The following is a 23,638-nucleotide window of genomic DNA, read 5'->3' as shown; positions in this document are numbered from 1 at the left end:
CAGGCTCCTACGTCAGCGCGAGCTTCACCCCGAGGGCCGCCAGAAGGCCCCCGAAGATCCGGTCGATCGTGGTTTTCAGGTTCAGATAGCCGCGCCGCGTCCGCTCAAGCGAGAAGATCCGCGCGACGATCACGTTCCAGCCCGCGTCATTCACGAAGATGATCAGCAGGATCAGGGCATAGGCCCAGATCGGCGCATGCGGCGGCACGAAGGTCAGGAAGATCGTGCCGAAAAAGACGGCGGGCTTGGGGTTGGCCAGTTGCGTCGCGATCCCCTGCCACACAAGGCCAAGGTTCGAACGGGTCGAGACCACCTCGGACATGCGATCGTCCAGCGGCTCGGGGGCGTGGCGCCACATCTTGTAGGCCAGATAGATCAGATAGGCCGCCCCTGCGAACTTCAGCGCGGTCAGCAGGGCCGGGGCCACGCGGAACAGGATCGCAAGGCCGAACAGCGCTGCGAAGGCCCAGATGCAGGCGCCAAGGCCGATACCCACCGCCAGCCATGAGCCGCGCGCAAAGCCTTCGCGCAGGCCGGTCCGGGCCGCCAGCAGAACCGCCGGCCCGGGCGAGATCGCCGCCGCGAGATGCACGAAATAGATCGCAACAAAAGCGGCCAGCGTCATGGTTCAGTCCTTACGGCCCGTGACAACGTCGATATCGGGCGCGTCCACCGCCTTCATTCCGACGACATGGTAGCCCGCGTCCACGTGCAGGTTCTCGCCCGTGGTGCCCGAGCCCAGATCCGACAGCAGGTAAAGCGCGGCCTTGCCAACCTCTTCCTGCGTCACGTTGCGGCGCAGGGGCGAGTTCAGCTCGTTCCACTTCATGATGTAGCGGAAATCGCCGATGCCCGAGGCGGCCAGCGTCTTGATCGGACCGGCCGAAATCGCGTTGCAGCGGATGCCGACCTTGCCGAGATCTTCTGCGATATACTTGACCGAGGCCTCCAGCGCCGCCTTGGCCACGCCCATCACGTTATAATGCGGCATGACCTGTTCGGCGCCGTAATAGGTCAGCGTCAGCAGCGAGCCGCCATTGGGCATCAGCGCCGAAGCGCGAGCGCAGACAGCGGTGAACGAATAGACCGAAATGTCCATCGTCATGCCGAAATTAGCGCGCGAGGTGTCGACATAGCGGCCGCGCAGCTCGTTCTTGTCCGAGAAGCCGATCGCGTGGACGACGAAGTCGATCGTGCCCCAGGTTTCCTTCAGCCCCTCGAACAGGGCGTCCATGCTGGCCTCGTCGGCCACGTCGCATTCAAAGAGCAGGGGCGTTCCGAGCGAGGCGGCCAGCGGCTCCACCCGTTTTTTCAGCGCATCGCCCTGGTAGGAGAAAGCCAGCTCGGCGCCCGCATCGGCGCAGGCCTTGGCGATGCCCCAGGCGATGGATTTATCGTTGGCAAGGCCCATGATAAGGCCGCGCTTGCCCGCCATCAGGTTGTTCGACATCTCGGGTTTCCCTCGCTTCCCTCTGGTAAGTGCGCCAGCATTAGGCGAAAGCTTGAGACGCATCAAGGCCGACAAGGCCGACAGCCACTATCATGAGTACGTTACGGAAGCGGGGGCGTCATGAGCGACAGATCGGGAATTTTCGCGGGGGAAGACCCTTTTGCCATCGCGCAGGCTTGGCTGAGTGAGGCCGAAAAGAGCGAGGTCAACGACCCCAATGCGATCGCGCTGGCCAGTGTCGACGCCGATGGTTTGCCCAATGTGCGCATGGTCTTGCTGAAAGAGATTGAGGCGCAGAGCGCGCCCTCGGGAGGGGCCTTCGTCTTCTATACCAACTACGGCTCGGCCAAAGGTGTCGAGATCGAGCAGGCGGGCAAGGCCGCCTTCGTGATGCATTGGAAAAGCCTGCGCCGCCAGATCCGGGTGCGCGGCCTGACCTCGCGCGAGGAGGGGCCGCAGGCGGACGCCTATTATACGTCGCGCTCGCTCAAGTCGCGGCTCGGGGCCTGGGCGTCGGATCAAAGCCAGCCGCTGGCCTCGCGCACGGCCCTGATGGCCGAGGTCGCCAAGGTCACCGCAACGCATGGCCCGAACCCCAAGCGCCCGCCATTCTGGGGGGGCATTCGCATCACCCCGCTTGAGATCGAGTTCTGGGCCGACGGCGCGTTTCGTCTGCATGACAGGTTCCGCTGGCGCCGCCCGGACCCGAATTCTGCATGGGAAATCCTGCGGTTGAACCCCTGAATTTCACGCTTCGTGAAATGACGGGCGAGAACAATTCTAAGTTTTTTCGCTTGAATCCGGCGTGTGTCGTGTGAGAGTGGGCAGACCTGACCTGTCCAGACACATAACAAGGCGCAAAGCCGGAAGCGGATCACTGGAATGAACGAACAGCACTTCGAAACCAAGGAAGTCACCGGCAAGGTGAAATGGTTCGACCCTGTCAAAGGATTTGGCTTCATTCTGGACTCCGGCGGGGGGCCGGACATCCTGCTTCATGCCAATGTGCTGCGGAACTTCGGCCAGGGCTCGGTTGCCGACAACGCGGGGATTCGGGTGCTGGTGCAGGCAACGCCGCGCGGGGCGCAGGCGGTCGAGGTGCTGGAGATCGAACCCCCAGAGGGCGAAGAGAAACCCTCACCGATCGAGGATCTGGGCGAGACAGACCCTGCCGAGATCGCGGCGCTGCCGCTGGAACCCGCGCGCGTCAAATGGTTCGATAAGGTAAAGGGATTCGGGTTTGCGAACGTGTTCGGGCGCCCCGAAGATGTATTTGTGCATATCGAGGTCCTCCGTCGTTCGGGCTTTTCCGATCTGGCGCCGGGCGAGGCAATCTGTCTGCGCGTGATCGAGGGCAAGCGTGGCCGCATGGCGGCCCAGGTGGTGTCGTGGGAAGCCGCATTGCGTCAGGGGCGCTAGGGGCGCTTATCTATCTCGCCTCGGTTGGCGGGGCACTCGCCACGCCTTGCCGCGAGGATGTCGCCCTGTTGCGTCTGCCCGACGGGCGCGAGGCGCGCTTCTCGATCGAGATCGCCGATGATGCGGAAGAGCGCGCGCAGGGCCTGATGGGCCGCTCGAAGATGGCGGCCGGGGCGGGGATGCTCTTCGTCTATGAGGCTGAGCATGAGGTCGCCTTCTGGATGCGCAATACGCTCATTCCCCTGGACATGATCTTTATCGATGCGTCGGGGCGGGTGGTCTCGGTGCATGCCAATGCCAAGCCGCATGACGAGACACCGATTCCCTCGAAACACCCCGTCCTGATGGTGCTTGAGATTAACGGCGGGTTGGCCGCGCGGATCGGCATCGTGCCGGGGGCCGAGCTGGCCCATCCCGCGCTGGATCAGACGCTTGCTTCGTGGCGCTGCGACTAGCCTCTTTTCCTCGGGCGCATGTGCGGTTAGGAAGGGCGCGTCGGGGCGTAGCGCAGTCTGGTAGCGCGACGGTTTTGGGTACCGTAGGTCGGAGGTTCGAATCCTCTCGCCCCGACCATTTCCACTGAAAATGCGCAAATTTTGGTCAATCGGGCACCGCCCGAGTGCGATACGTGATTTCAGGGCCACATTTTTCGCTCTATCCACAAGATATTGTGTGCTGTGGATGAAGTTTATCCAGATTGTCATTTCTGCGCCGCAAAAGCGCGTGAAACAAGGGAATCCGCAGACTTGCTGCGGCGCGGCATCTTTCTGACCCCTGTGGATGAATCAAAATCGCCTTTTGGGGGCTCTTGCGCGGGAACCCGTCAACTGAAAAATCGCCTTCGAGGGAAGGAAAGATTTGTTGACCGCCCCGGCGTGCTACGTCAGTTTGTGTGAGCGGGTCGTGAAGCCACCAGATATAGTGGCGGCGGCGGGCGGGACAGAATCCTCACTTTCAGGTCGATCGGGTGCGGTCGGGCCAACTCTCTTGCGTCGGCAGAGGGGCGGGGAAGTCTTGGCTGCGGCACGGGCAGCACGGATTTTAAAAGTGTATGGGACAGGGCAGATGAAGATCGAACGCAAGTTCACGGCAGCAGAAACCGGCGCCTACGGCGAGATCGCTTTCACGACGACCGCATCGGAGATTCGTAACCCCGACGGCAAGATCGTGTTCCGAAACGAGCATGTCGAGGTTCCCGAGGGCTGGTCGCAGGTTGCCTCGGACGTTCTGGCCCAGAAATACTTCCGCAAGGCGGGTGTCCCGGCGGCGCTGAAGAAGGTCAAGGAAAAGGGTATGCCGGAATTCCTGTGGCGCTCGGTTCCCGACACCGCCGCGCTGGAAAAGCTGCCCGAAGATCAGCGCATCGTGGGAGAGACCTCGGCCAAGCAGGTCTTCGACCGTCTCGCCGGGGCCTGGACCTACTGGGGCTGGAAGGGCGGCTATTTCTCGACCGAGGAAGACGCCCGCGCCTATTACGACGAGATGCGCTACATGCTGGCCGAGCAGATGGCCGCACCGAACAGCCCGCAGTGGTTCAACACCGGCCTGCACTGGGCCTATGGCATCGACGGCCCGTCGCAGGGGCATTTCTACGTCGATCACGAGACCGGCAAGCTGACCAAATCGGCCTCGGCCTACGAGCATCCGCAGCCCCATGCCTGCTTCATCCAGTCGGTCAAGGACGATCTGGTGGGTGAGGGCGGCATCATGGACCTCTGGGTCCGCGAGGCGCGCCTGTTCAAATACGGCTCGGGCACCGGTACCAACTTCTCCAGCCTGCGCGGCGAGGGCGAGAAGCTGTCGGGCGGCGGCAAGTCGTCGGGACTGATGGGCTTCCTCAAGATCGGCGACCGCGCGGCGGGCGCGATCAAGTCGGGCGGTACCACGCGCCGCGCGGCCAAGATGGTGATCTGCGACATGGATCACCCCGATATCGAGCAGTTCATCAACTGGAAGGTCATCGAAGAGCAGAAGGTTGCCTCGCTGGTGGCTGGCTCGAAGATGCACGAGCGCGAGCTGAACAAGATCTTCGAGGCGATCGGTCTGTGGGATGGGGCAGTGGCCGACGCCTATGATCCGGCCAAGAACGAGGCGCTGAAGGCGGCGATCAAGTCGGCCAAGCGCATGTTGATCCCGGAGACCTATATCAATCGCGTGCTGCAATACGCGCGGCAGGGCTATGCCTCGATCGAATTCCCGACCTATGACACCGACTGGGATTCGGAGGCCTATATTTCGGTCTCGGGCCAGAACTCGAACAACTCGGTGCGCGTGACCAATGCCTTCCTGAAGGCGGTCAAGGATGACGCCGATTGGGAATTGGTGCGCCGCACCGATGGCAAGGTCGCCAAGACCGTGAAGGCACGCGAACTGTGGGATCAGGTCGGCCACGCCGCCTGGGCCTGTGCCGATCCGGGCATTCAGTTCCACGACACCGTCAACGAATGGCACACCTGCCCCGAGGATGGCGAGATCCGCGGCTCGAACCCGTGCTCGGAATACATGTTCCTGGACGACACGGCCTGCAACCTGGCCTCGATGAACCTGCTGACCTTCTACAAGGACGGCGCTTTTGATGCCGAGGCCTATGTGCATGCCACGCGCCTGTGGACCGTCACGCTGGAAATCTCGGTCCTGATGGCGCAGTTCCCGAGCCAGGAGATCGCGCAGCGGTCCTATGACTTCCGCACGCTTGGTCTTGGTTACGCCAATATCGGCGGGCTGCTGATGAACATGGGCTTTGGCTACGACTCGGACGAGGGCAGGGCGCTGTGCGGCGCGCTGACCGCGCTGATGACCGGCGTGAGCTACGCGACCTCGGCCGAGATGGCGGCCGAACTGGGCGCCTTCCCAGGCTATACCAAGAACGCCCAGCACATGCTGCGCGTCATCCGCAACCACCGTGCCGCCGCATATAGCAAGGACGCCGGCTACGAGGCGCTTGAGGTTCAGCCGGTTCCGCTTGATGCCGCAAGCTGCCCCGATCAGTCGCTGGTCGCGCTGGCCCGCAACGCATGGGACGAGGCGCTGGTTCTGGGCGAGAAGTGGGGCTTCCGCAACGCGCAGGTCTCGGTCATCGCGCCGACCGGCACCATCGGCCTTGTGATGGATTGCGACACCACCGGGATCGAGCCCGATTTCGCGCTGGTCAAGTTCAAGAAGCTCGCCGGTGGCGGCTACTTCAAGATCATCAACCGCTCGGTTCCGGCGGCGCTGGAAAAACTCGGCTACAGCTCGTCGCAGATCGAAGAGATCATCGCCTATGCGGTCGGCCATGGCACGCTTGGCAATTGCGCGGGCATCAACCACACCGCGCTGATCGGCCACGGCTTCGGCGCGCGTGAGATCGAGAAGGTTGAAGCCGCACTGCCCTCGGCCTTCGACATCCGCTTCGTGTTCAACCAGTGGACGCTCGGCGAGGATTTCTGCACCAAGACCCTCGGCATCCCCGCCGAGAAGCTGAACGACCCGACCTTTGACCTGCTGCGTCACCTGGGCTTCACCCGCGCACAGATCGAAGCCGCGAATGACCATGTCTGCGGGACGATGACGCTGGAAGGCGCGCCCTTCCTGCGCACCGAGCATTATGCCGTCTTCGACTGCGCCAATGCCTGCGGCAAGAAGGGCAAGCGGTACCTCTCGGTCGAAAGCCACATCCGCATGATGGCCGCCGCGCAGTCGTTCATCTCGGGCGCGATCTCGAAGACGATCAACATGCCGAACTCGGCCTCGATCGAGGATGTAAAGGCCGCCTACGAGCTGAGCTGGTCGCTTGGCATCAAGGCCAACGCGCTTTACCGCGACGGCTCGAAACTGTCGCAGCCGCTGGCCTCCGCGCTGGTCGAGGATGATGACGAGGCCGAGGAAATCCTCGCCAGCGGTTCGCAGCAAGAAAAAGCCGTGACTCTGGCCGAGAAGATCATCGAGAAGGTCGTCGTCAAGGAGATCGTCCGCTCGCACCGCGAAAAGCTGCCCGAGCGTCGCAAGGGCTACACGCAAAAGGCCGTGGTCGGTGGCCACAAGGTCTACCTGCGCACGGGCGAGTATCAGGACGGCCAGCTTGGCGAGATATTCATCGACATGCACAAGGAAGGCGCTGGCTTCCGCGCGATGATGAACAACTTCGCCATCGCCGTTTCGGTTGGCCTGCAATACGGCGTGCCGCTGGAAGAGTTCGTGGACGCCTTCACCTTCACCAAGTTCGAACCCGCGGGCATGGTGCAGGGCAACGACTCAATCAAGAACGCGACCTCGATCCTCGATTACGTGTTCCGCGAACTGGCCGTGTCCTATCTCGACCGCACCGATCTTGCGCATATCAAGCCGCAGGGCACGTCTTTCGACGATCTGGGCGGTGGTGTCGGCGAAGGCAAGCGCAACGTCGAGCCGGTGAGCGAGACGGCGGCCTCGAAGTCGCTTGAGGTGCTGCGTCAGATTTCCTCGACGGGCTATCTGCGCAAGCGCCTGCCGCAGGAACTGATCGTGCTGCAAGGCGGGGGCGCGGGTGCGACGGCCTTCGCCGCTGCGACCGATCCTGTGACCGCGCTGAACACGCTGGTGCCGGAAACCGCGATGGCGGTGGGCGCCTCGGCCTCGACGGCGATTTCCTCGGGCGTGGTCAGCATGGATGCGCGCACCAAGGCCAAGATGCAGGGCTATGAGGGCGACCCCTGCGGCGAGTGCGGCAACTACACGCTCGTGCGCAACGGCACCTGCATGAAATGCAACACCTGCGGGGCGACCAGCGGTTGCTCCTAAGGGGTAGGGGCTCCGGTTCGGCCGGGGCCCCGACGAAACGGCGGGGGTGATGCCCCGATGGAAAGACGGCGCATCGCAAATCTCGATGGGCCTGTGAATAGAAGGAAGTGCTCGGTGGAGCTGATCGTCGGAAACAAGCGGATTGTCCCCATGGCCACGCGGCGTATCGCGGGCGGGATCGAGGCGGAACTGGCGGGCGAGGCGCTGACCTCGGTGCTGGATGCCACCTTCGGCGGCGGCGTCTCGATCGAGGTTCTGGGCGGCGATCTGGACCGCTGCCCGATGGACGTGGCCGATATCCGCATGCACGGCGCGGCGACCACCGTGACCTTCCTCAGCGCCGCGCAGGCGCTGCGACTGAACTGAGTTCCGGGGCGGGTGCGCTCGCCCCAGACGTCGAGAAGGCCCAGGCGAAACCAAGATACACCTCGGGCGGTGAACCAAAGAGCCTGATCGACGAAACTGGCCCCCCTCCGCAGAGAGGGGGGCCGATTTATTTACGGATCAGGCCGAGAGCCAGCCTTCCAGCTTGACCGGATCGGGCAACCCGCCCGCATGCACCAGCTTGCCGTCGATGCTGATGCCGGGGGTGGACATGACACCCGCGCGGGCGATGGCGGCCATGTCGGAGACCTTCTCGACGCTTACCTCGATACCCAGTTTGGTGGCGGCGGCGCGGACCATCTCTTCGGTGGTGGCGCAGCGTTTGCAGCCGGGGCTGTAAACCTTGATGTCCTTCATTTTTCCCTCCTTAGAACAGGGCGTTAAACAGGAAGCCGACCGCGAGGATGCCGCTGGCGACAATGCCGACGAACACCGCGATCAGGCGCAATTTGAGAACCTGCTTGAGGATGATCATCTCGGGCAGGCTGAGCGCGATGACCGACATCATGAAGGCCAGAACCGTGCCAAGCGCCGCGCCCTTGCCGAGCAGGGCCTCGACGATGGGGATGACGCCCGCGGCGTTCGTATACATCGGCACACCCATCAGCACGGCCGCGGGCACCGACCACCAGGCACCGCTGCCCATCACGCGGGCCATCAGATCTTCGGGGACATAGCCGTGGATCAGCGCACCGATCCCGATCCCGAGAATGATCCAGAGCCAGACTTTGCCGAAGATCTCGCGCACCGAATCCAGCCCGCGCCGGTAGCGGTCGGGCAGGGTGAGGGCCTCATCCTCGACCGGACCGGTCGCGCCGGCGTGGATGTCGTGCACCCAGTCTTGCAACCAGCCCTCAAGATGCAGGCGCCCGATCACCCAGCCCGCGACGATGGCAATCGCTAGCCCGAAGCCAAGGTAGATCAGCGCCACCTTCCAGCCGACAAGCCCGATCAGCAGGATCAGCGCGACCTCGTTGACCATGGGCGCGGCGATCAGGAAGGAGAACGTCACCCCAAGCGGAATACCGGCCGAGACAAAGCCGATGAACAGCGGCACGGCCGAGCACGAGCAGAAGGGCGTCAGCACCCCAAGGCCCGCCGCCGTCACATTGGCCAGCCCCTCGCGCTTGCCCGCCAGCGCGGCGCGGGTCTTTTCGGGGCTGAAGAAGCTGCGCACGACGCCCATGGCAAAGACAATCAGCGCCAGCAGCATCATCACCTTGGGCACGTCATAGAAGAAGAAGGCCAGCGCCTCGCCCAGGTGGCTGTGGCGCTCGACAGGCAGGCGCGCGACAAGCGCCTCGGACAGGGCGGGAAGCTGGCGATAGATGGCCCACCACAGGACGGCTGCGGCCAGAACGGCGGCGCTCCAGCCCCAGGCGGGCAGGGGTTTTCGGGGGGTGTCGTGGGAAAGAACGCTCATGCCGCACTCCTTTCCGATTGCGCTGCCGTGAGAATGGCGGAGAGTGCGTTGTGCAACTCGGGCGGCAGGTCCGGGTTGATCCGGTAGCGCACCCATTGCGCGTCACGCCGGTCGGTGATCAGCCCGGCCTGCTTGAGCACCTGCATATGGCGCGAGACCCGGCTTTGCGTGGCGCCAAGGCGCTCCATCAACTCGCAGGCGCAATGCTCGCCATGATCCCACAGGATTTGCAGCGCCGCGAGGCGCGTCGGCTCGGCCAAGGCTGTCAGAAACTGGATCATCGCGGCCTCCTTTCCCTCATGCGTATATGCGCATAAGCGAAAAAACGAGATGACGAGGCGTCGCACCGCGTTGAAAAGCAAAACCCGCCGGAAGAGGCGGGGCGCGGGCGTTTAGCGGCGCCCGGTGCCGGACTGGCGCTCGTGGCCGAGGCTGTCCTCAAGCTTGCCACGCGCATTCTGCACCATCACGCCAAGCATCTCATCCTCGCCGGGGGTATCGATGCTCTGGGCGAGGTTCTCCTCATGATACTGGCTCAGGACCGAGTCATCCTCGGACGCCCAAGGGGTGTTGTGCCCGGCCATTGCCGCGCTGCCCAACAGAAGCGCGCCAAGCGTGAGCGGGGCGAGACGTGTAAACTTGCCTGATTTCATTGCTATTCCTTTGCTCGCATGACCCAACGTGATGCGGGTCTTGGGGCAAAGATTGGCGACGGAGTAGCGTCGCGGAATGCGGCAAATCGCGCGCGCCCTGCTTACTTGCGCCCGCGCAGCGCCTGAAGATAGGTCGCGCAGCCGGTCAGGGCCGCGTAGTCATCTTCGATGACCTGCACCGGGAATTCAGCCATCAGCACCGAGAAGCGGCCCTTGGCCCTGAATGCCTCGGCAAAGCCGAACTGTTCAAGCCAGGGGGTGAAGGCGCGGGCAACGCCGCCGCACAGGTATAGCCCGCCGAAGGGCAGGTGGATCAGCGCCAGATCGCCCACGGCCATGCCCAACATCCGCACGAAGAGCCGCCCGGTGGCCTGCGCAAGCGGGTCGCCCGCCTGCATCGCCGCCATGATCTGCGCGGCGGGAATGTCGGCGCGGGCTCCGGCCTCGGAGGTGACGAAAGCGTGGACACGCTCGAACCCACGGCCCGACAGAACGTCTTCGACGGCGGCAAAGCCATGCGCGCTATGCACGAATTCCATCAGCGCCATGTCGCGGGCATCCTGAACGGGCAGGGCTGCGTGGCCGCATTCGGAGGCGGCGACGATGCGCCCGCCCGGAGCTTCGTGCACGGGGGCCGCGTTGAACCCGGTGCCAACGCCGACCACAAGGCGACTTGCGCCTGCCTCGGCCGGGGCGCCCTCGATCAGGGTGCGCGTGGCGCCTTCGGGCAGGTGGCCCAGCGCATGGCCCTGTGCCTGAAGGTCGTTGAGGATCGCGACCGTCTCGGCGCCGGTTACGCGGGCGACCTCATCAGCCTCGATCACCCAGGACAGGTTCGTCATCTCGGCGCTGTCGCCTGCGGCGGAGACCGGCCCGGCAACGGCGATACAGGCCCCGGCAAGGTCGCGCACGCCTTCCTTGGCCATATACTCGCTCAGGATCGGATAGAACGAGGCGCGCCCGGCATTGGCGAAGCGCGCGATGGTCTGCGGCAGCAGGCGACCACCCTCGGCCAGCGCGACGCGCGTGTTGGTCCCGCCGATATCGGCCAGAAGCGTGTAGCGATCAGGGGTCATATCGGTCATGCGCGGGGTTCCAGTGCCTTCATCCAAGCGTGATAGGACGCCTTGGGGGTGCGCTGCAAGGTTTCGAAGTCCACATGGACGAGGCCGAAGCGTTTTTCGTAGCCAAGCGCCCATTCGTAATTGTCCATCAGCGACCAGGCGATGTAGCCCTTCAGCGGCACGCCATCGGCGATGGCGCGCCGGCAGGCCGCCAGGTGGCTTTGGAAATAGCCAAGGCGCATCTGGTCGTTGATGCTCCCGTCGATGAGCGGGTCGGGTGAGGCCAACCCATTCTCGGTGACGTAAAGCGGCAGCGTTCCGGTGTAATCGCGCGCCAGCATGGTCAGGAAGTGATGCAGGCCGTCGGGGTAGATCTCCCATCCCATGGCGGTCTTGGGCAGAGGGCCGGGAACCTCTTGCAGCGCGGGCCAGGGGGTATCGGCGGCGGCGATGCGCTTGCAGGTGTAGTAGTTGATCCCGAACCAGTCGAGCGGCGCGCCGATCACGCCGAAATCATCTTGCCAGCCCTTCGGCATGTGTGGGCCAAGGCCCTCAAGGACCGCGTCGGGGTAGAAGCCCTTGAAAAGGCCCGAGGCGAAGCACTGGTTGTAGATCGCGTCGTAGCGTCTGGCGGCGATCTGTGCTGCCTTTGGACCATCGGCCGGATGCGCGAATTCGAAGTTGCACACCGCGCCCAGGTTCGACATGCCGAGGCCACGCATCACCTCGATCGCGCGGCCATGCGCCAGCAGGACGTGGTGCATGGCACGGGCGGTTGCCCGGATGTCGCGCAGGCCGGGGGCGTGGTGCCCCTCGAAATGGCTCAGCCACGAGACGCACCAGGGTTCGTTGATCGGGGCGGCGGACCAGATCCGGTCTCCAAGGCGACGGCAGACCACCTCGGTGAAATCGGCTAGCCAGCCCGCGATGTCGCGATTGCGCCAGCCGCCCAGATCGGCCAGCGCGGCGGGCAGCTCCCAGTGATAGAGCGTCAGCGCGGGCTTCAACCCGCGCGCCAGCATCCCGTCCACGAGTCGGTCGTAGAAATCCAGCCCCTCGGCATTCACCGCGCCGCGCCCCTCGGGCATGATCCGCGCCCAGGAGGTCGAGAAGCGGTAGATGTCAAAGCCAGCTCCGGCGATAAGGTCCAGATCCTCGGGCCAGCGATGGTAATGGTCGCAGGCGCGCGCGCCGTTTTCAGCGCGCACCACATTGCCGGGGGTCGCGGCGAAGCTATCCCAATGCGTTGGCCCCGCACCGCCGAAGGAATGCCCCTCGATCTGATAGGACGATGTCGCGACGCCGAACAGGAAATCGGGTGGGAACTCGGCGCGTCCGGGCAGCATCGTCAGCCCTGCCGCCTGACGGGGCCGGTCGATTGCCCGACCACCAGCACCGCCTCCAGCAGTTCCGAGCGCGGGCTGGCGTCGCCCTGGGCGATCTGGTCAAGCAACATGCGCGCGCAGCGCCGCCCCGCCTCGCGCACCGACGAGCGGGTGCAGGTGAAGATCGGCTCATCCGTGCCATTGCGCAGATAGCCCAGTTCGTCGTCATGGGTCAGGATCGAGATGTCGCGGCCCATGCGCAGCCCGGCCTCCTCGATGCCGCGCCGCGCGCCCATGGCCGACAGCAGAGAGGCGGTCAGGAACGCGGTCGGCGGATCGGGCAGCCGCAGCATGTCTCGGGCGGTGTCATGGCCCTGTGCCTCGGTCATCTCGCCCGAGACGATCAGCTGCGGGTCCAGCGGAACATCGCGCGCCGCCAGCGCATCGGAATAGCCCCGCAACCGGCGCAACGCGAAATCCATCGTGTCGATGCCGTTGATCAGGGCAATGCGCCGATGGCCAAGATCCAGAAGGAAATCGGTCGCGCGCTGAAAGGCGCGGGCGTTGTTCACGTCCACCCATGAATAGGGCGCTTCCACCCCCGAGCAACGCCCGTGCACCACATAGGGCAGGCCGATATCGTTCAGCAGCGCGACGCGCTTGTCGCTCTCTTTCGGGCCGTGGACAATGATCCCGTCCACGTTCCCCTTGGAACGCAACTCGCGATAGGCGCGTTCCTCGTCATCGTCGGGAACGATGGTCAGCACCATGTCATACCCCGAGCGCGAATAGACCTCGCCCGCGCCTGAAATGAAATCGGCAAACACAGGGTTCACGATCTCATGCTGGGTCGAGATCGGGATGACATGGCCGATCGCCATTGCGCGCCCGGTCGCCAGCCGCTTGGCCTGCGTATTGGGGCGATAGTTATGGGTTTGTGCGGCCTCTGCCACGCGTTTGCGGGTCGCCTCGTTGACCTCTGGGTAGCCGTTGAGTGCACGGCTGACTGTCGTCGGGGAGAGGCCCAAATGGCCCGCCAGTTGCTTGAGGTTCATCGTGCACAGCTCCGTCGCGCCGCAGGAAAAGAGTTCAAAGCGGTTTGGAATTTGCCGAGATTACTTGCGCGCACGTTTGACGTCAATCGGTCTATGTTAACGATAACAAATTTCTGTAGGTGAAAACCTTCCATATGTTTTATTGCACATTTGCGGCGCGCAGTTTGATTGACTTTCTTGAGCGATTGGCCGACTGTCACGCATCCAAACCGCTTTGATAATGAGTCGGGGCAACGCGACTCTGGCGGCGGTTTCAAGGAACATTGCCGAGTCTGGGAGGGCTTAACGGTGAAATCACTTTATCTTTCCGCAGCGGTTCTGGCGCTGGCGGCCGGTGCGGCGGCTGCGCAGGATCTCAAATACGCGCCGGGCGAGGATGCGCGTTTCAACTGGGCGTCCTATGAGGCGCTGAAGTCGATGGACCTGAAGGGTCAGAAGCTGACCGTTCTGGGGCCCTGGCTCTCAGCGGACAAGGATCTGGTCGAAAGCGTGATCGCCTATTTCGAGGCTGCGACCGGGGTCGAGGTGGATTATGCTGGCTCGGATAGTTTCGAGCAGCAGATCGTGATCGACGCTGAGGCGGGCTCGCCCCCCGATGTGGCCGTGTTCCCGCAACCGGGGCTGGCGGCCGATCTGGCCAAGAAGGGGCATCTCAAGCCGCTGGCGGATGGCACCGAGCAGTGGATCAAGGACAACTACGCCGCAGGCGACAGCTGGGCGGCTTACGGCAATTACACCGGGCCGGACGGGCAGGCGCATCAATATGCCTTCCCCTACAAGGCCGATGTGAAATCGCTCGTCTGGTATGTGCCCGAGAATTTCGAGGATGCGGGCTACGAGGTTCCCGCCTCGATGGAGGATCTCAAGGCGCTGACCGAACAGATCGTGGCTGATGGCGGCACGCCATGGTGCATTGGTTTGGGGTCGGGCGGCGCGACGGGCTGGCCCGCGACCGACTGGGTCGAGGACATGATGCTGCGCCTCAATGCGCCCGAGGATTACGACGCATGGGTCAAGAACGACGTCAAGTTTGACGATCCCAAGGTCGTCGCGGCAATCGACGCGTTCGGTTGGTTCGCGCGCAACGATGCCTTCGTGGCGGGCGGTGCCGGGGCGGTGGCCTCGACCGATTTCCGCGACAGCCCCAAGGGGCTCTTTGCGTCGCCGCCGCAGTGCTACATGCACCGTCAGGCCTCGTTCATCCCGTCCTTCTTCCCAGAGGGAACCGTGATCGGGCAGGATGCCGATTTCTTCTACTTCCCGGCCTATGCGGGCATGGATCTGGGTCAGCCGGTTCTGGGGGCGGGCACGATGTTTGCCAAGCTGACCGAGAACCCGGCGGCCGACGCGTTCATCACCTTCCTCGAAAGCCCCATCGCGCATGAGATCTGGATGGCGCAGACCGGCTTCGTCACGCCCTACAAGGGGGTGAATACCGATGTTTACGGGGACGAGACGCTCAAGAAGATGGGTGAGATTCTGCTGAACGCGACGACCTTCCGCTTTGACGGGTCCGACCTAATGCCGGGCGCAATCGGTGCGGGCGCGTTCTGGACCGGAATGGTCGATTACGCGGGTGGCAAGCCTGCCGGGGACGTTGCCACCTCGATCCAGGCTACCTGGGATACCCTGAAGTAAGACCAGCGCCGCCCGCCAAACGCGGGCGGCCTTTTTCTGGGGGGCGCTGTGGAACAGCTGTTATTTGCAGGCGGAACCATCGTCGCGGGCGTCTTTGGCTGCGTTGCGTGGTTCTGGGGGTCGAACTGGGTGCTCGACAGCCTCTACCCGCCGCGCGGCGAGGATGCGGGGCGCAACATCCTGCGCGCCAACATGATCCGCCCCTGGCTGTTCATCGGCCCGGCGGTGCTGTTCCTGGCGCTCTACCTCGTCTATCCCGTCATCAACTCGGCCTGGCGCAGCCTTATGGATGCCGACAGCCGGGATTTCGTCGGGCTCGACAACTATCGCTGGCTGATGGGCGACGCAAAGTTCCGCGAGTCGATCTTCAACAATATGCTTTGGCTTCTGGTGGTGCCTGCCGCTTCGACCTTTTTCGGGCTGCTGGCGGCGCAGGTGACCGACCGCATCCGCTGGGGCAATGCCGCGAAAAGCTTCATCTTCATGCCGATGGCGATTTCCTTCGTGGGTGCGGGCGTGATCTGGAAGTTCATCTACGACTACCGCGCCGAGGGGCAGGAACAGATCGGCCTGCTGAACGCGATCTGGACCTCGCTTGGAAACCCGCCCGAGACCTGGCTGACGCTTCTGTTCTGGAACAACTTTTTCCTGATGGCGGTGCTGATCTGGATCCAGACGGGTTTCGCCATGGTGATCCTGTCGGCCGCGCTGCGCGGTATTCCCGAAGAGACGATCGAGGCCGCGATCCTTGATGGCGCCAACTCCTGGCAGCTGTTTTTCAAGATCAAGGTGCCGCAGATCTGGGGCACGATCGCCGTGGTCTGGACCACGATCACCATTGTCGTGCTCAAGGTCTTCGACATCGTTTTTGTGATGACGAACGGCCAGTGGGGCACGCAGGTGCTGGCCAATCTGATGTATGACTGGATGTTCCGCGGCGCGCCCGATTACGGCCGCGGCTCGGCGATTGCCATCGTGATCATGGCGCTGGTGACGCCGATCATGGTCTGGAACATCCGCAACGCCCGCCGGGAGATGCTGTGATGAGCGCGATTGCAGGCACCAGGGCGCGGCTGGTCTGGGCGGTCAATCTGGCGGCACTGGCGCTTGTCCTGCTTTGGACGATCCCGACCTTCGGCTTGCTGGTGTCCTCGTTCCGTGACCGCGACCAGATCGCCAATTCCGGCTGGTGGCGCGCGGGTATGTCCTCGGAGGCCAGCAACTTTGTGCGTGCCGGAACCGCCGCCGATCAGGCGCAGGAGGGCGATCTGTGGGTCATCGCCGGCAATGTGCTGACCGAGGGCCAGAGCCTGAGCGCCTGGGGCACGAATTCACGCGATCCTGCGGCATATTCACCGGGCGATGCGGCCGAGTTAAAGGACGGGCAGGCCCTGAGCGTGGCCGAGGACGGCAGCTACCGGCTGACCTCGCCCACCGAATTCACCGACCAACGCGGGATGCGGATCTTCCTGACCACCACCGCGCCGCCGAAATTCACGACTGAAAACTACGCCCGCGTGATCGGGGCCGAGGGGCTGGGGCAGGCGTTCCTGAATACCTTCACCGTCACGATCCCGGCCACCATCATTCCCATCCTGATCGCAGCTTTCGCGGCCTATGCGCTGGCGTGGATGGAGTTTCCAGGCCGCGCGCTGCTGATTGCCGGTGTCGTGGGCCTCTTGGTCGTGCCGCTACAACTCGCGCTGATCCCGCTGTTGAAATTCCACAACGAGATCGGCCTAGGAAAGGGCTACATGGGGATCTGGCTGGCCCATACCGGCTTTGGTCTGCCGCTCGCGATTTACCTGTTGCGTAACTACATGGTCGGCCTTCCGCGCGAAATCATCGAGAGCGCGCGCGTCGATGGCGCCACCGAGTTCCAGATCTTCCGCCGGATCATCCTGCCGCTCAGCTTCCCGGCGCTGGCCTCGTTCGCGATCTTCCAGTTTCTCTGGGTCTGGAATGACCTGCTGGTGGCCACCGTCTTCCTTGGCAACCGCAAGGAACAACTGGTGATGACGGGCGTATTGCGAGAGCTTCTGGGCTCGCGCGGTGGCGACTGGGAGATCCTCGCCGCCTCGGCCTTCATTTCGATTGCCGTGCCGCTGATCGTCTTCTTTGCAATGCAGAAATACCTGGTGCGCGGCCTTCTGGCCGGCTCGGTGAAAGGTGGTTGATGAACGTTCTTCGGAAAGACCCGGACTGGTGGCGTGGCGCGGTGATCTACCAGATCTATCCGCGCAGCTTTCAGGACAGCAATGGCGACGGGGTAGGCGATCTGCTTGGCATCGTCCGGCGGCTGCCGCATGTGGCAAGTCTTGGTGTCGATGCAATCTGGATATCGCCCTTCTTCACCTCGCCGATGCGGGATTTCGGCTATGACGTGTCGGACTACTGCGACGTTGATCCGATGTTTGGCTCGCTGGCCGATTTCGACCAGGTGATCGCCACGGCCCACGCGCTTGGGCTGAAGGTGATGATCGACCTGGTGCTCAGCCATACCTCGGACCAGCACCCGTGGTTCAAGGAAAGCCGTGCGAGCCGCGACAATGACAAGGCCGATTGGTATGTCTGGGCCGACCCAAAGCCCGACGGCACGGCGCCGAACAACTGGCTGTCGATCTTCGGTGGGCCGGCCTGGCACTGGGACTCGCGGCGCGAGCAGTACTACCTGCACAACTTCCTGATCCAGCAGCCCGATCTGAACTTCCACTGCACCGCCGTGCAGCAGGAATTGCTGGCGGTCGCCAAGTTCTGGCTAGAGCGCGGGGTGGATGGCTTCCGCCTCGATACGATCAATTTCTACATGCATGACGAGCAGTTGCGCGACAATCCGCCCCTGCCGGTGGCAGAACGCAACGACCAGACCGCGCCCAAGGTGAATCCCTACAATCACCAGCGCCATATCTATGACAAGAACCACCCGAAGAACGTTGAATTTCTTTGCAAATTGCGCACGCTGATGGATGGCTGCAATGCCGCTGCCGTGGGTGAGGTGGGCGATAGCCAGCGCGGGCTAGAGATCCTTGGCGAATATACCTCGGGCGAGGACCGGATGCAGATGTCCTATGCGTTCGAGCTTCTGTCCGGTCACGCGCCGCTATCGGCACAGTTCATCGCCGACACCTTCGCGCATCTCGACCGGGTAGCGCCGCAGGGTTGGGCCTGTTGGGCCTATTCCAACCATGACGTGGTGCGGCACATTTCGCGTTGGGGGATTACTCCAGCAGGCGCAAAGGCTTACGTGACGCTTTTGATGTGCCTCAAGGGGTCGGTCTGCCTCTATCAGGGCGAAGAGCTGGGCCTACCCGAGGCCGAGATCGCCTATGAAGATCTGCAAGATCCCTACGGCAAGGAGTTCTGGCCCGAGTTCAAGGGGCGTGATGGCTGTCGCACACCGATGGCCTGGGAAAAGGACGCCGTCTATGCCGGGTTCTCGACCGCGCGGCCCTGGCTGCCGGTGCCCTCGGCGCATCACCGTAGCGCCGCCGATGCGGCGGAACTTGATCCTGCCGCGCTTCTGCATCACTACCGCCGGGTCATCGCATTTCGCAAACAACACAATGCTTTGCGGGCTGGCTCTATGAAACAGATCGAGGTTCAGGGCGACGTGCTCCGCTTTGCGCGAGAAAGCGCGGGCGAGACGATCCTGTGCATCTTCAACCTCTCGGACCATCCCGTCGATACCACCGTGCCCGCAGGCGACTGGATCACCATCGGCGGCGAGATCGGCTCGACCCGGCCCTTACCCGATCACACGCTTCACCTTGGCCCTTGGCAGCCGAGCATCCTGCTTTTGAACCCCGGAGGCCGAAATGGCTGATCTTTCGCTCAAGCAAATCGCCAAGTCCTACGGCGAGGTGAATGTCCTGAAGGATATCGACCTTGAGATCGCGGCGGGGGAACTGATCGTGTTCGTCGGTCCCTCGGGCTGCGGAAAATCGACGCTTCTGCGCATGATTGCGGGGCTTGAGCGGATCAGCGGGGGCGATCTGTTCATCGACGGCCAGCGCATGAATGATGTTCCACCCGCGCAACGCGGTATTGCGATGGTGTTTCAATCCTACGCGCTTTATCCGCATATGACGGTGCGCGAGAACATGGTTTTTGCGCTCAAGATCGCCAAGAAACCGCAGGCCGAGATCGACGCGGCGGTCGAAAAGGCCGCGCGCATCCTGCAACTGACGCCCTATCTCGACCGCCTGCCCAAGGCGCTTTCGGGCGGGCAGCGGCAGCGCGTGGCGATTGGGCGGGCAATCGTGCGCGACCCCAAGGTCTATCTCTTCGATGAGCCTCTCTCGAACCTCGACGCGGCGCTGCGGGTGGCCACGCGCATCGAGATCGCGCAGCTCAAAGAGGCCATGCCCGAGCGCACGATGATTTATGTCACCCACGATCAGGTCGAGGCGATGACACTGGCCTCGCGCATCGTGGTGCTGGCCAACAAGGGTATCGCGCAGGTCGGCTCGCCGCTGGAGCTTTATGAACGCCCGAACAGCGAGTTCGTGGCGCAGTTCATCGGCTCTCCCGCAATGAACCTGCTGCCCGGCGAGGTAATCGGAACAGGCGAGGTCACCACCGTTCGCCTGAGGAACGGCGGCACCGCGCGTTCGCATGTGCCAACGCGCGACACCGACATGGGGTTACAAGTGAACATCGGCGTGCGCCCCGAGGATTTCGTGCCCGCCGAGGGCGAGGGGATCTACACCGGCACCGTCGATATCGTCGAGGCTTTGGGTGAGGTGACCCTGCTTTACTTCACCCATGAAGGCGCGGCGCCCGCCGTGATCGCCAAGCTTCCCGGCATTCACAGCGACCTGCGCCGCCGTAGCGTCACGCTGAGCGCCGACCCTGCCAAGGTCCACCTTTTCGCCGAGGGGCGGTCGCTTCTTTACCGCTGAGGTCGCAATCCGCGCATGGCATCCGCGCCCCTCGCGCTAAAACTGGGGAAAGGAACACGCGGAGGCCGCAATGGAAGAAACGGTTGTGCAAGCTGGTGCAGGGCGTCGGGCTCGGGGCGGTGGCGGGGCAGCGCGTCGCGCTGAACGGACCGCGCCCAAGATCGAGTTTGCGCGCTTCATCGAGCGCAACATCCCGAATATGGAGATCCTGAACGAAGAGGCGCTCCAGATCATCGAATACAACGCCGAGACGGTGCTTGAGGAAATCGGCGTCAATTTCGTCGATAACCCCGCCGCGCTGGAGCGTTGGCGCGCCGTGGGTGCCGATGTTCAGGGCGAGCGTGTGCGCCTGCCGCGCGGTCTGGCGCGCTCGCTGTGCAAGACAGCGCCGTCGAGCTTCGTCCAGCACGCCCGCAACCCTGAGCGCAACGTGACCATCGGCGGCAAAAACCTGGTTCTGGCCCCGGTCTATGGCCCGCCCTTCGTGCGTGATCGCCAGGGTGGCCGCCGCTACGCCACCATCGCCGATTTCCGCAACTTTGTGAAACTCGGCCAGATGTCGAAATGGGTCCACCACTCGGGCGGCACCGTGTGCGAGCCGACCGATGTCGCGGTGAACAAGCGCCACCTCGACATGCTGCACGCCCATATGACGCTCTCGGACAAGCCTTACATGGGTTCGGTGACCGAGCGCTCGCGCTGCGTCGACTCGGTCGAGATGTCCAAGATCCTGTTCGGCTCAGATTTCGTTGATCAGAACACGGTGATGACCTCGCTGGTGAACATCAACTCGCCGCTGACCTTCGACCCGATCATGATGGATGCGCTGGAGGTCTATGCCGCCGCGAACCAGGCCTGCATCATCTCGCCCTTCATCGTGGGCGGCGCGATGGCGCCGGTGACGGTTGCGGGTACGCTGACGCAGGTGCTGGCCGAGGTTCTGGTGGGCGTGGCCTATAGCCAGATGATCCGCCCCGGCGCGCCGGTGATCTTTGGCGCCTTCGTGACCTCGATCGACATGAACTCGGGCGCGCCGACCTTCGGCACCCCGGAAGCGGCCCAAATCACGCTTGGCGCGGGGCAGTTGGCCCGGCGTCTGGGGCTGCCCTACCGCTCGGCGGGGTCGTTCTGCGGCTCGAAACTGCCCGACGCGCAGGCGGCCTATGAAACGGCGAACAGCCTCAATATCGGCCTTCTGTCGGGCGTGAACTTCATGCTGCACGCTTGCGGTTGGCTGGAAGGCGGTCTGGTCTCGTCCTACGAGAAATATGTGATGGACGCCGATCAGCTGGGCATCCTGCATCGTCTCGCCGCCGGTGTGGACATGAGCGAGAACGGCCAGGGCATGGATGCTCTGCGCGAAGTGGGGCCGGGCGGTCACTACCTCGGGTGCGGTCACACCCAGGCCAACTTCAAGACCGCGTTCTGGAAGACCGACCTGCTCGACTACAAGCCCTTCGAGACGTGGGAAGAGGAAGGCGCGCGCGACACCATGGCGCTGGCCGAAAAGCGGGTCGAGAAGATGCTGGGCGAGTATCAGGCCCCGGACATCGACCCCGGCACCGCCGAGGCGCTGGCCGAATATGTGGCCAGGAAGAAGGCCGCGGAACCCGACGCCTTCATGTGATCTGAAAGGCCGGCGATCTCAGGATCGCCGGCCTTTTCGCTTAGCGGAAGGCGCGCAGGTAGTGGCGCTCGAACATGCGCTTGACCCAGTGCAGCGGCCGCAGGGCAGGCAGCACGATGTTGAGCTTGCCGCGCCGGAACACGAGCATCCCCTTGTCGAGCGAATCCATGATGCAAATCAGCTCGGCCACGAAGGTCGCATCGGGCGAGCGGCCTTGCAGCACCGCCGCGATATTCGCCGCCGCCGCCTTGGCCTGCAAATCGGCCTGGTGCGCCTGTTTGGGCATCCAGTCGGGGCCGGGGTAGCTTCCCGCATCGCCCGCAACCCAGATCGCATCGGTCCCCTCGACCCGGCAGCCAGCATCGGCGCGCACCATCCCGCCGGGCGACAGCGGCAGATCGGATTGCGCCAGCCACGCCGGGCCGGTCATGCCTGGCTGGAACAGGATCAGGTCGGCCGGGATCTCGCCGCCCTCGGTCACCACGCGGTCGGGGTCGATGCGGACCATCTTGTGGCCAAGCCGCGTCTCGATCCCGCGACGCTTCATTTCGACCAGCAACCCGTCCACCGCCTTTTCACCAAGGCGTGCGCCGGGGCGATCTGAGGGGCTGAAGAACACCAGCTTGAAGCGGTCGCGGCGGCCCTGACGGCGCAGCAGCGTGTCAAGGATGAAGAGATATTCGAACATCGGCCCGCCGCGCATCGCGCCCGGTTCATTGGGGTTGGTGGCCATGCCGATGGCGATGGTGCCACCGTCAAGGCCCGCCAGTTTCGCGGTCATCGCCTCGGCCGCCGCGATCCCCTCGCAGGGGATGATCGCGTTCTCGATCCCCGGCAGCTTGCGGATGAAGCGCCCGCCGGTGGCAATCAGGATCTGATCTGCCGTGACCGGGCCTGCGTCGGTGTCGATGCGTTTCTCGGCGGCGCTGAGGCCTGTCACCGCGGCCTTGATGAACTTGACGTTGTGACGCTCGAAGAAGCGGCGCAGCGGCAGGCGCAGGTTCTCGGCCTTGCGCACCCCCGCCGGGATCCAGATGCTCGAGGGGACATAGTGCAGCTCATCGCGTGGCGAGATCACGGTAGTCTCGGCATTGCTGCCCTGGCGGCGCAACTCGCGAATGGCACTCAGGGCGGCAAAGCCCGAGCCGAGGATGACGATCTGAGACATGGTTGGCTCCGGGCTTACATTCATCGGCGTGAATGTATTTCGCAGGTCGGTCAGGGACAAGCCCCGTCAAAGTGGAAGTTCCGTGCAATAGGCAGGTGCCTGTTCTCAGCCCTGCGGCATGAGGCTGTCGATGGCGTTGCGCAGGCTGGGCGAGGTGGGTTTGACGAAGGCGCCGTAGGTTCCGACGATGCGCCCGTCCGGCCCGATCAGAACCTTGTTGAAGTTCCAACTGGGCGTGAAGCCTTCGGTGTCGCGCAGCCAGGCGTAGAACGGGTGAACCTGGCCTTTGGCGACGTGCAGGATGTCGGTCATCGGCAGATCAAGGCCGAAGTTCAGCGCGCAATAGCTTTTGGCTTCCTTGGCGGTGGCCAGTTCCTGATTGAAATCGTTCGAGGGTACCGTGATAACGATCAGCCCCTTCGGGCCAAGCTCTTCATGCAGGTCCTGAAGCGTTTCAAGCTGCGGGGCAAAGCCGCACAGCGAGGCGGTGTTCGTCACCAAAACCGTATGGCCCGCCCAATCCGCCGTGTCGATCACGCCTCCATCGGCCGAGGGGAAGGTAAAGCGCGGCATCGGTTCGCCCGCAAGCGCGGGCAGAGCGGCGGCAACAAGGGCGAGGCTCAGGAAGGTCCGGCGAAGCATGGCAATCCTTTGTGGCAATAAATCAGGTCAGGCGAAGGCCCGGAGTATAGGGCAAGATCTGCGCAAGGTTAAGCTAGCCCCCGCAGCGATAGAGGCAAAACACCCGGTAAAGGGGTAGAGGCACAGCCGCG

The 23,638-nt window shown here is 63.6% G+C and carries 22 protein-coding genes and 1 tRNA gene; 12 read left to right on the top strand and 11 right to left on the bottom strand.

Translation table 11 applies throughout. From position 1 onward, the window contains the following. Window positions 1-7: 7 nt before the first annotated feature. Both N3C64_RS01665 and fabI read right to left on the bottom strand, forming a co-directional pair. Window positions 8-625, bottom strand: coding sequence for a LysE family translocator (locus N3C64_RS01665; RefSeq protein WP_218629260.1), 618 nt, complete (start codon window positions 623-625; stop codon window positions 8-10). Window positions 626-628: 3 nt separating this feature from the next. Beyond that, window positions 629-1,450 (bottom strand): enoyl-ACP reductase FabI, encoded by an 822-nt coding sequence (gene fabI, locus N3C64_RS01660; RefSeq protein ID WP_218629259.1) that lies wholly within the window; start codon window positions 1,448-1,450, stop codon window positions 629-631. Between the two features lie 120 nt (window positions 1,451-1,570). Here fabI and pdxH point away from each other — a divergent pair, with 120 nt between their 5' ends. From pdxH to N3C64_RS01630, 6 genes are all read left to right on the top strand, one after another. Further along, window positions 1,571-2,194 carry a pyridoxamine 5'-phosphate oxidase gene (pdxH, locus tag N3C64_RS01655; protein ID WP_260011137.1) on the top strand — a complete coding sequence of 208 codons (624 nt, stop codon included), beginning with the start codon at window positions 1,571-1,573 and terminating at the stop codon, window positions 2,192-2,194. Window positions 2,195-2,332: 138 nt separating this feature from the next. Next, window positions 2,333-2,869, top strand: a complete 537-nt coding sequence (locus N3C64_RS01650; RefSeq protein ID WP_260011134.1) for a cold-shock protein — start codon at window positions 2,333-2,335, stop codon at window positions 2,867-2,869. After that, the gene (locus N3C64_RS01645) at window positions 2,839-3,324 is read left to right on the top strand and encodes a DUF192 domain-containing protein (RefSeq protein WP_260011132.1); all 486 of its coding nucleotides are present in this window, start codon (window positions 2,839-2,841) and stop codon (window positions 3,322-3,324) included. Before N3C64_RS01650 ends, N3C64_RS01645 begins: the two co-directional genes overlap by 31 nt. A gap of 41 nt (window positions 3,325-3,365) precedes the next feature. Next, window positions 3,366-3,442: transfer RNA gene (locus N3C64_RS01640), tRNA-Pro, on the top strand. Between the two features lie 492 nt (window positions 3,443-3,934). Beyond that, a complete protein-coding gene (locus tag N3C64_RS01635; RefSeq protein WP_260011130.1) occupies window positions 3,935-7,627 on the top strand; it encodes a vitamin B12-dependent ribonucleotide reductase in 3,693 nt (1,230 codons plus the stop codon). A 114-nt stretch (window positions 7,628-7,741) separates the two neighbouring features. Further along, complete coding sequence (locus tag N3C64_RS01630) at window positions 7,742-7,993, top strand: hypothetical protein (protein ID WP_260011129.1); 252 nt, start codon at window positions 7,742-7,744, stop codon at window positions 7,991-7,993. Window positions 7,994-8,131: 138 nt separating this feature from the next. Here N3C64_RS01630 and N3C64_RS01625 read toward each other — a convergent pair whose 3' ends face one another. From N3C64_RS01625 to N3C64_RS01595, 7 genes are all read right to left on the bottom strand, one after another. Next, window positions 8,132-8,368, bottom strand: coding sequence for a thioredoxin family protein (locus tag N3C64_RS01625; protein ID WP_260011127.1), 237 nt, complete (start codon window positions 8,366-8,368; stop codon window positions 8,132-8,134). A gap of 10 nt (window positions 8,369-8,378) precedes the next feature. Continuing rightward, window positions 8,379-9,434, bottom strand: coding sequence for a permease (locus N3C64_RS01620; protein ID WP_260011125.1), 1,056 nt, complete (start codon window positions 9,432-9,434; stop codon window positions 8,379-8,381). Beyond that, window positions 9,431-9,715 (bottom strand): ArsR/SmtB family transcription factor, encoded by a 285-nt coding sequence (locus tag N3C64_RS01615; protein ID WP_260011123.1) that lies wholly within the window; start codon window positions 9,713-9,715, stop codon window positions 9,431-9,433. The genes N3C64_RS01620 and N3C64_RS01615 overlap by 4 nt, the downstream gene beginning before the upstream one ends. A 111-nt stretch (window positions 9,716-9,826) precedes the next feature. Continuing rightward, the gene (locus N3C64_RS01610) at window positions 9,827-10,087 is read right to left on the bottom strand and encodes a hypothetical protein (protein ID WP_260011121.1); all 261 of its coding nucleotides are present in this window, start codon (window positions 10,085-10,087) and stop codon (window positions 9,827-9,829) included. Window positions 10,088-10,188: 101 nt separating this feature from the next. Next, window positions 10,189-11,172, bottom strand: coding sequence for a glucokinase (locus N3C64_RS01605; protein ID WP_218629249.1), 984 nt, complete (start codon window positions 11,170-11,172; stop codon window positions 10,189-10,191). Next, window positions 11,169-12,497, bottom strand: a complete 1,329-nt coding sequence (locus N3C64_RS01600) for a GH1 family beta-glucosidase (protein WP_260011119.1) — start codon at window positions 12,495-12,497, stop codon at window positions 11,169-11,171. The genes N3C64_RS01605 and N3C64_RS01600 overlap by 4 nt, the downstream gene beginning before the upstream one ends. Window positions 12,498-12,499: 2 nt before the next feature. Continuing rightward, complete coding sequence (locus tag N3C64_RS01595) at window positions 12,500-13,531, bottom strand: LacI family DNA-binding transcriptional regulator (protein ID WP_218629247.1); 1,032 nt, start codon at window positions 13,529-13,531, stop codon at window positions 12,500-12,502. A 288-nt stretch (window positions 13,532-13,819) separates the two neighbouring features. On the opposite strand from N3C64_RS01595, the gene N3C64_RS01590 reads away from it, so the two are divergent. The 6 genes from N3C64_RS01590 to N3C64_RS01565 all read left to right on the top strand — a co-directional run bounded on the left by N3C64_RS01590 (window position 13,820) and on the right by N3C64_RS01565 (window position 21,697). Next, a complete protein-coding gene (locus tag N3C64_RS01590; protein ID WP_260011117.1) occupies window positions 13,820-15,169 on the top strand; it encodes an ABC transporter substrate-binding protein in 1,350 nt (449 codons plus the stop codon). A 48-nt stretch (window positions 15,170-15,217) separates the two neighbouring features. Beyond that, entirely contained in the window at window positions 15,218-16,213 is a 996-nt protein-coding gene (locus N3C64_RS01585) for a carbohydrate ABC transporter permease (protein WP_260011116.1), read from the top strand. After that, complete coding sequence (locus N3C64_RS01580; RefSeq protein WP_260011115.1) at window positions 16,213-17,346, top strand: carbohydrate ABC transporter permease; 1,134 nt, start codon at window positions 16,213-16,215, stop codon at window positions 17,344-17,346. The genes N3C64_RS01585 and N3C64_RS01580 overlap by 1 nt, the downstream gene beginning before the upstream one ends. Next, window positions 17,346-18,992, top strand: a complete 1,647-nt coding sequence (locus N3C64_RS01575) for an alpha-glucosidase (RefSeq protein ID WP_260011114.1) — start codon at window positions 17,346-17,348, stop codon at window positions 18,990-18,992. Before N3C64_RS01580 ends, N3C64_RS01575 begins: the two co-directional genes overlap by 1 nt. Then, window positions 18,985-20,070 carry an ABC transporter ATP-binding protein gene (locus tag N3C64_RS01570; RefSeq protein ID WP_260011113.1) on the top strand — a complete coding sequence of 362 codons (1,086 nt, stop codon included), beginning with the start codon at window positions 18,985-18,987 and terminating at the stop codon, window positions 20,068-20,070. Before N3C64_RS01575 ends, N3C64_RS01570 begins: the two co-directional genes overlap by 8 nt. Window positions 20,071-20,140: 70 nt before the next feature. After that, a complete protein-coding gene (locus N3C64_RS01565; protein WP_218629241.1) occupies window positions 20,141-21,697 on the top strand; it encodes a trimethylamine methyltransferase family protein in 1,557 nt (518 codons plus the stop codon). Between the two features lie 40 nt (window positions 21,698-21,737). Here the strand turns inward: N3C64_RS01565 and N3C64_RS01560 are convergent, their stop codons facing one another. After that, window positions 21,738-22,865 carry an NAD(P)/FAD-dependent oxidoreductase gene (locus tag N3C64_RS01560; RefSeq protein ID WP_260011112.1) on the bottom strand — a complete coding sequence of 376 codons (1,128 nt, stop codon included), beginning with the start codon at window positions 22,863-22,865 and terminating at the stop codon, window positions 21,738-21,740. 105 nt (window positions 22,866-22,970) lie between these two features. Continuing rightward, on the bottom strand, window positions 22,971-23,507 hold the full coding sequence (locus N3C64_RS01555) for a glutathione peroxidase (RefSeq protein ID WP_260011105.1): 537 nt from the start codon (window positions 23,505-23,507) through the stop codon (window positions 22,971-22,973). Window positions 23,508-23,638: the final 131 nt, after the last annotated feature.

It is taken from the genome of Sedimentimonas flavescens (genome assembly GCF_025154035.1).
GTDB lineage: Bacteria > Pseudomonadota > Alphaproteobacteria > Rhodobacterales > Rhodobacteraceae > Rhodobacter > Rhodobacter flavescens.
The sequence above is the reverse complement of the archived record's forward strand: the minus strand, read 5'-3'. Positions and strand labels throughout refer to the sequence as shown.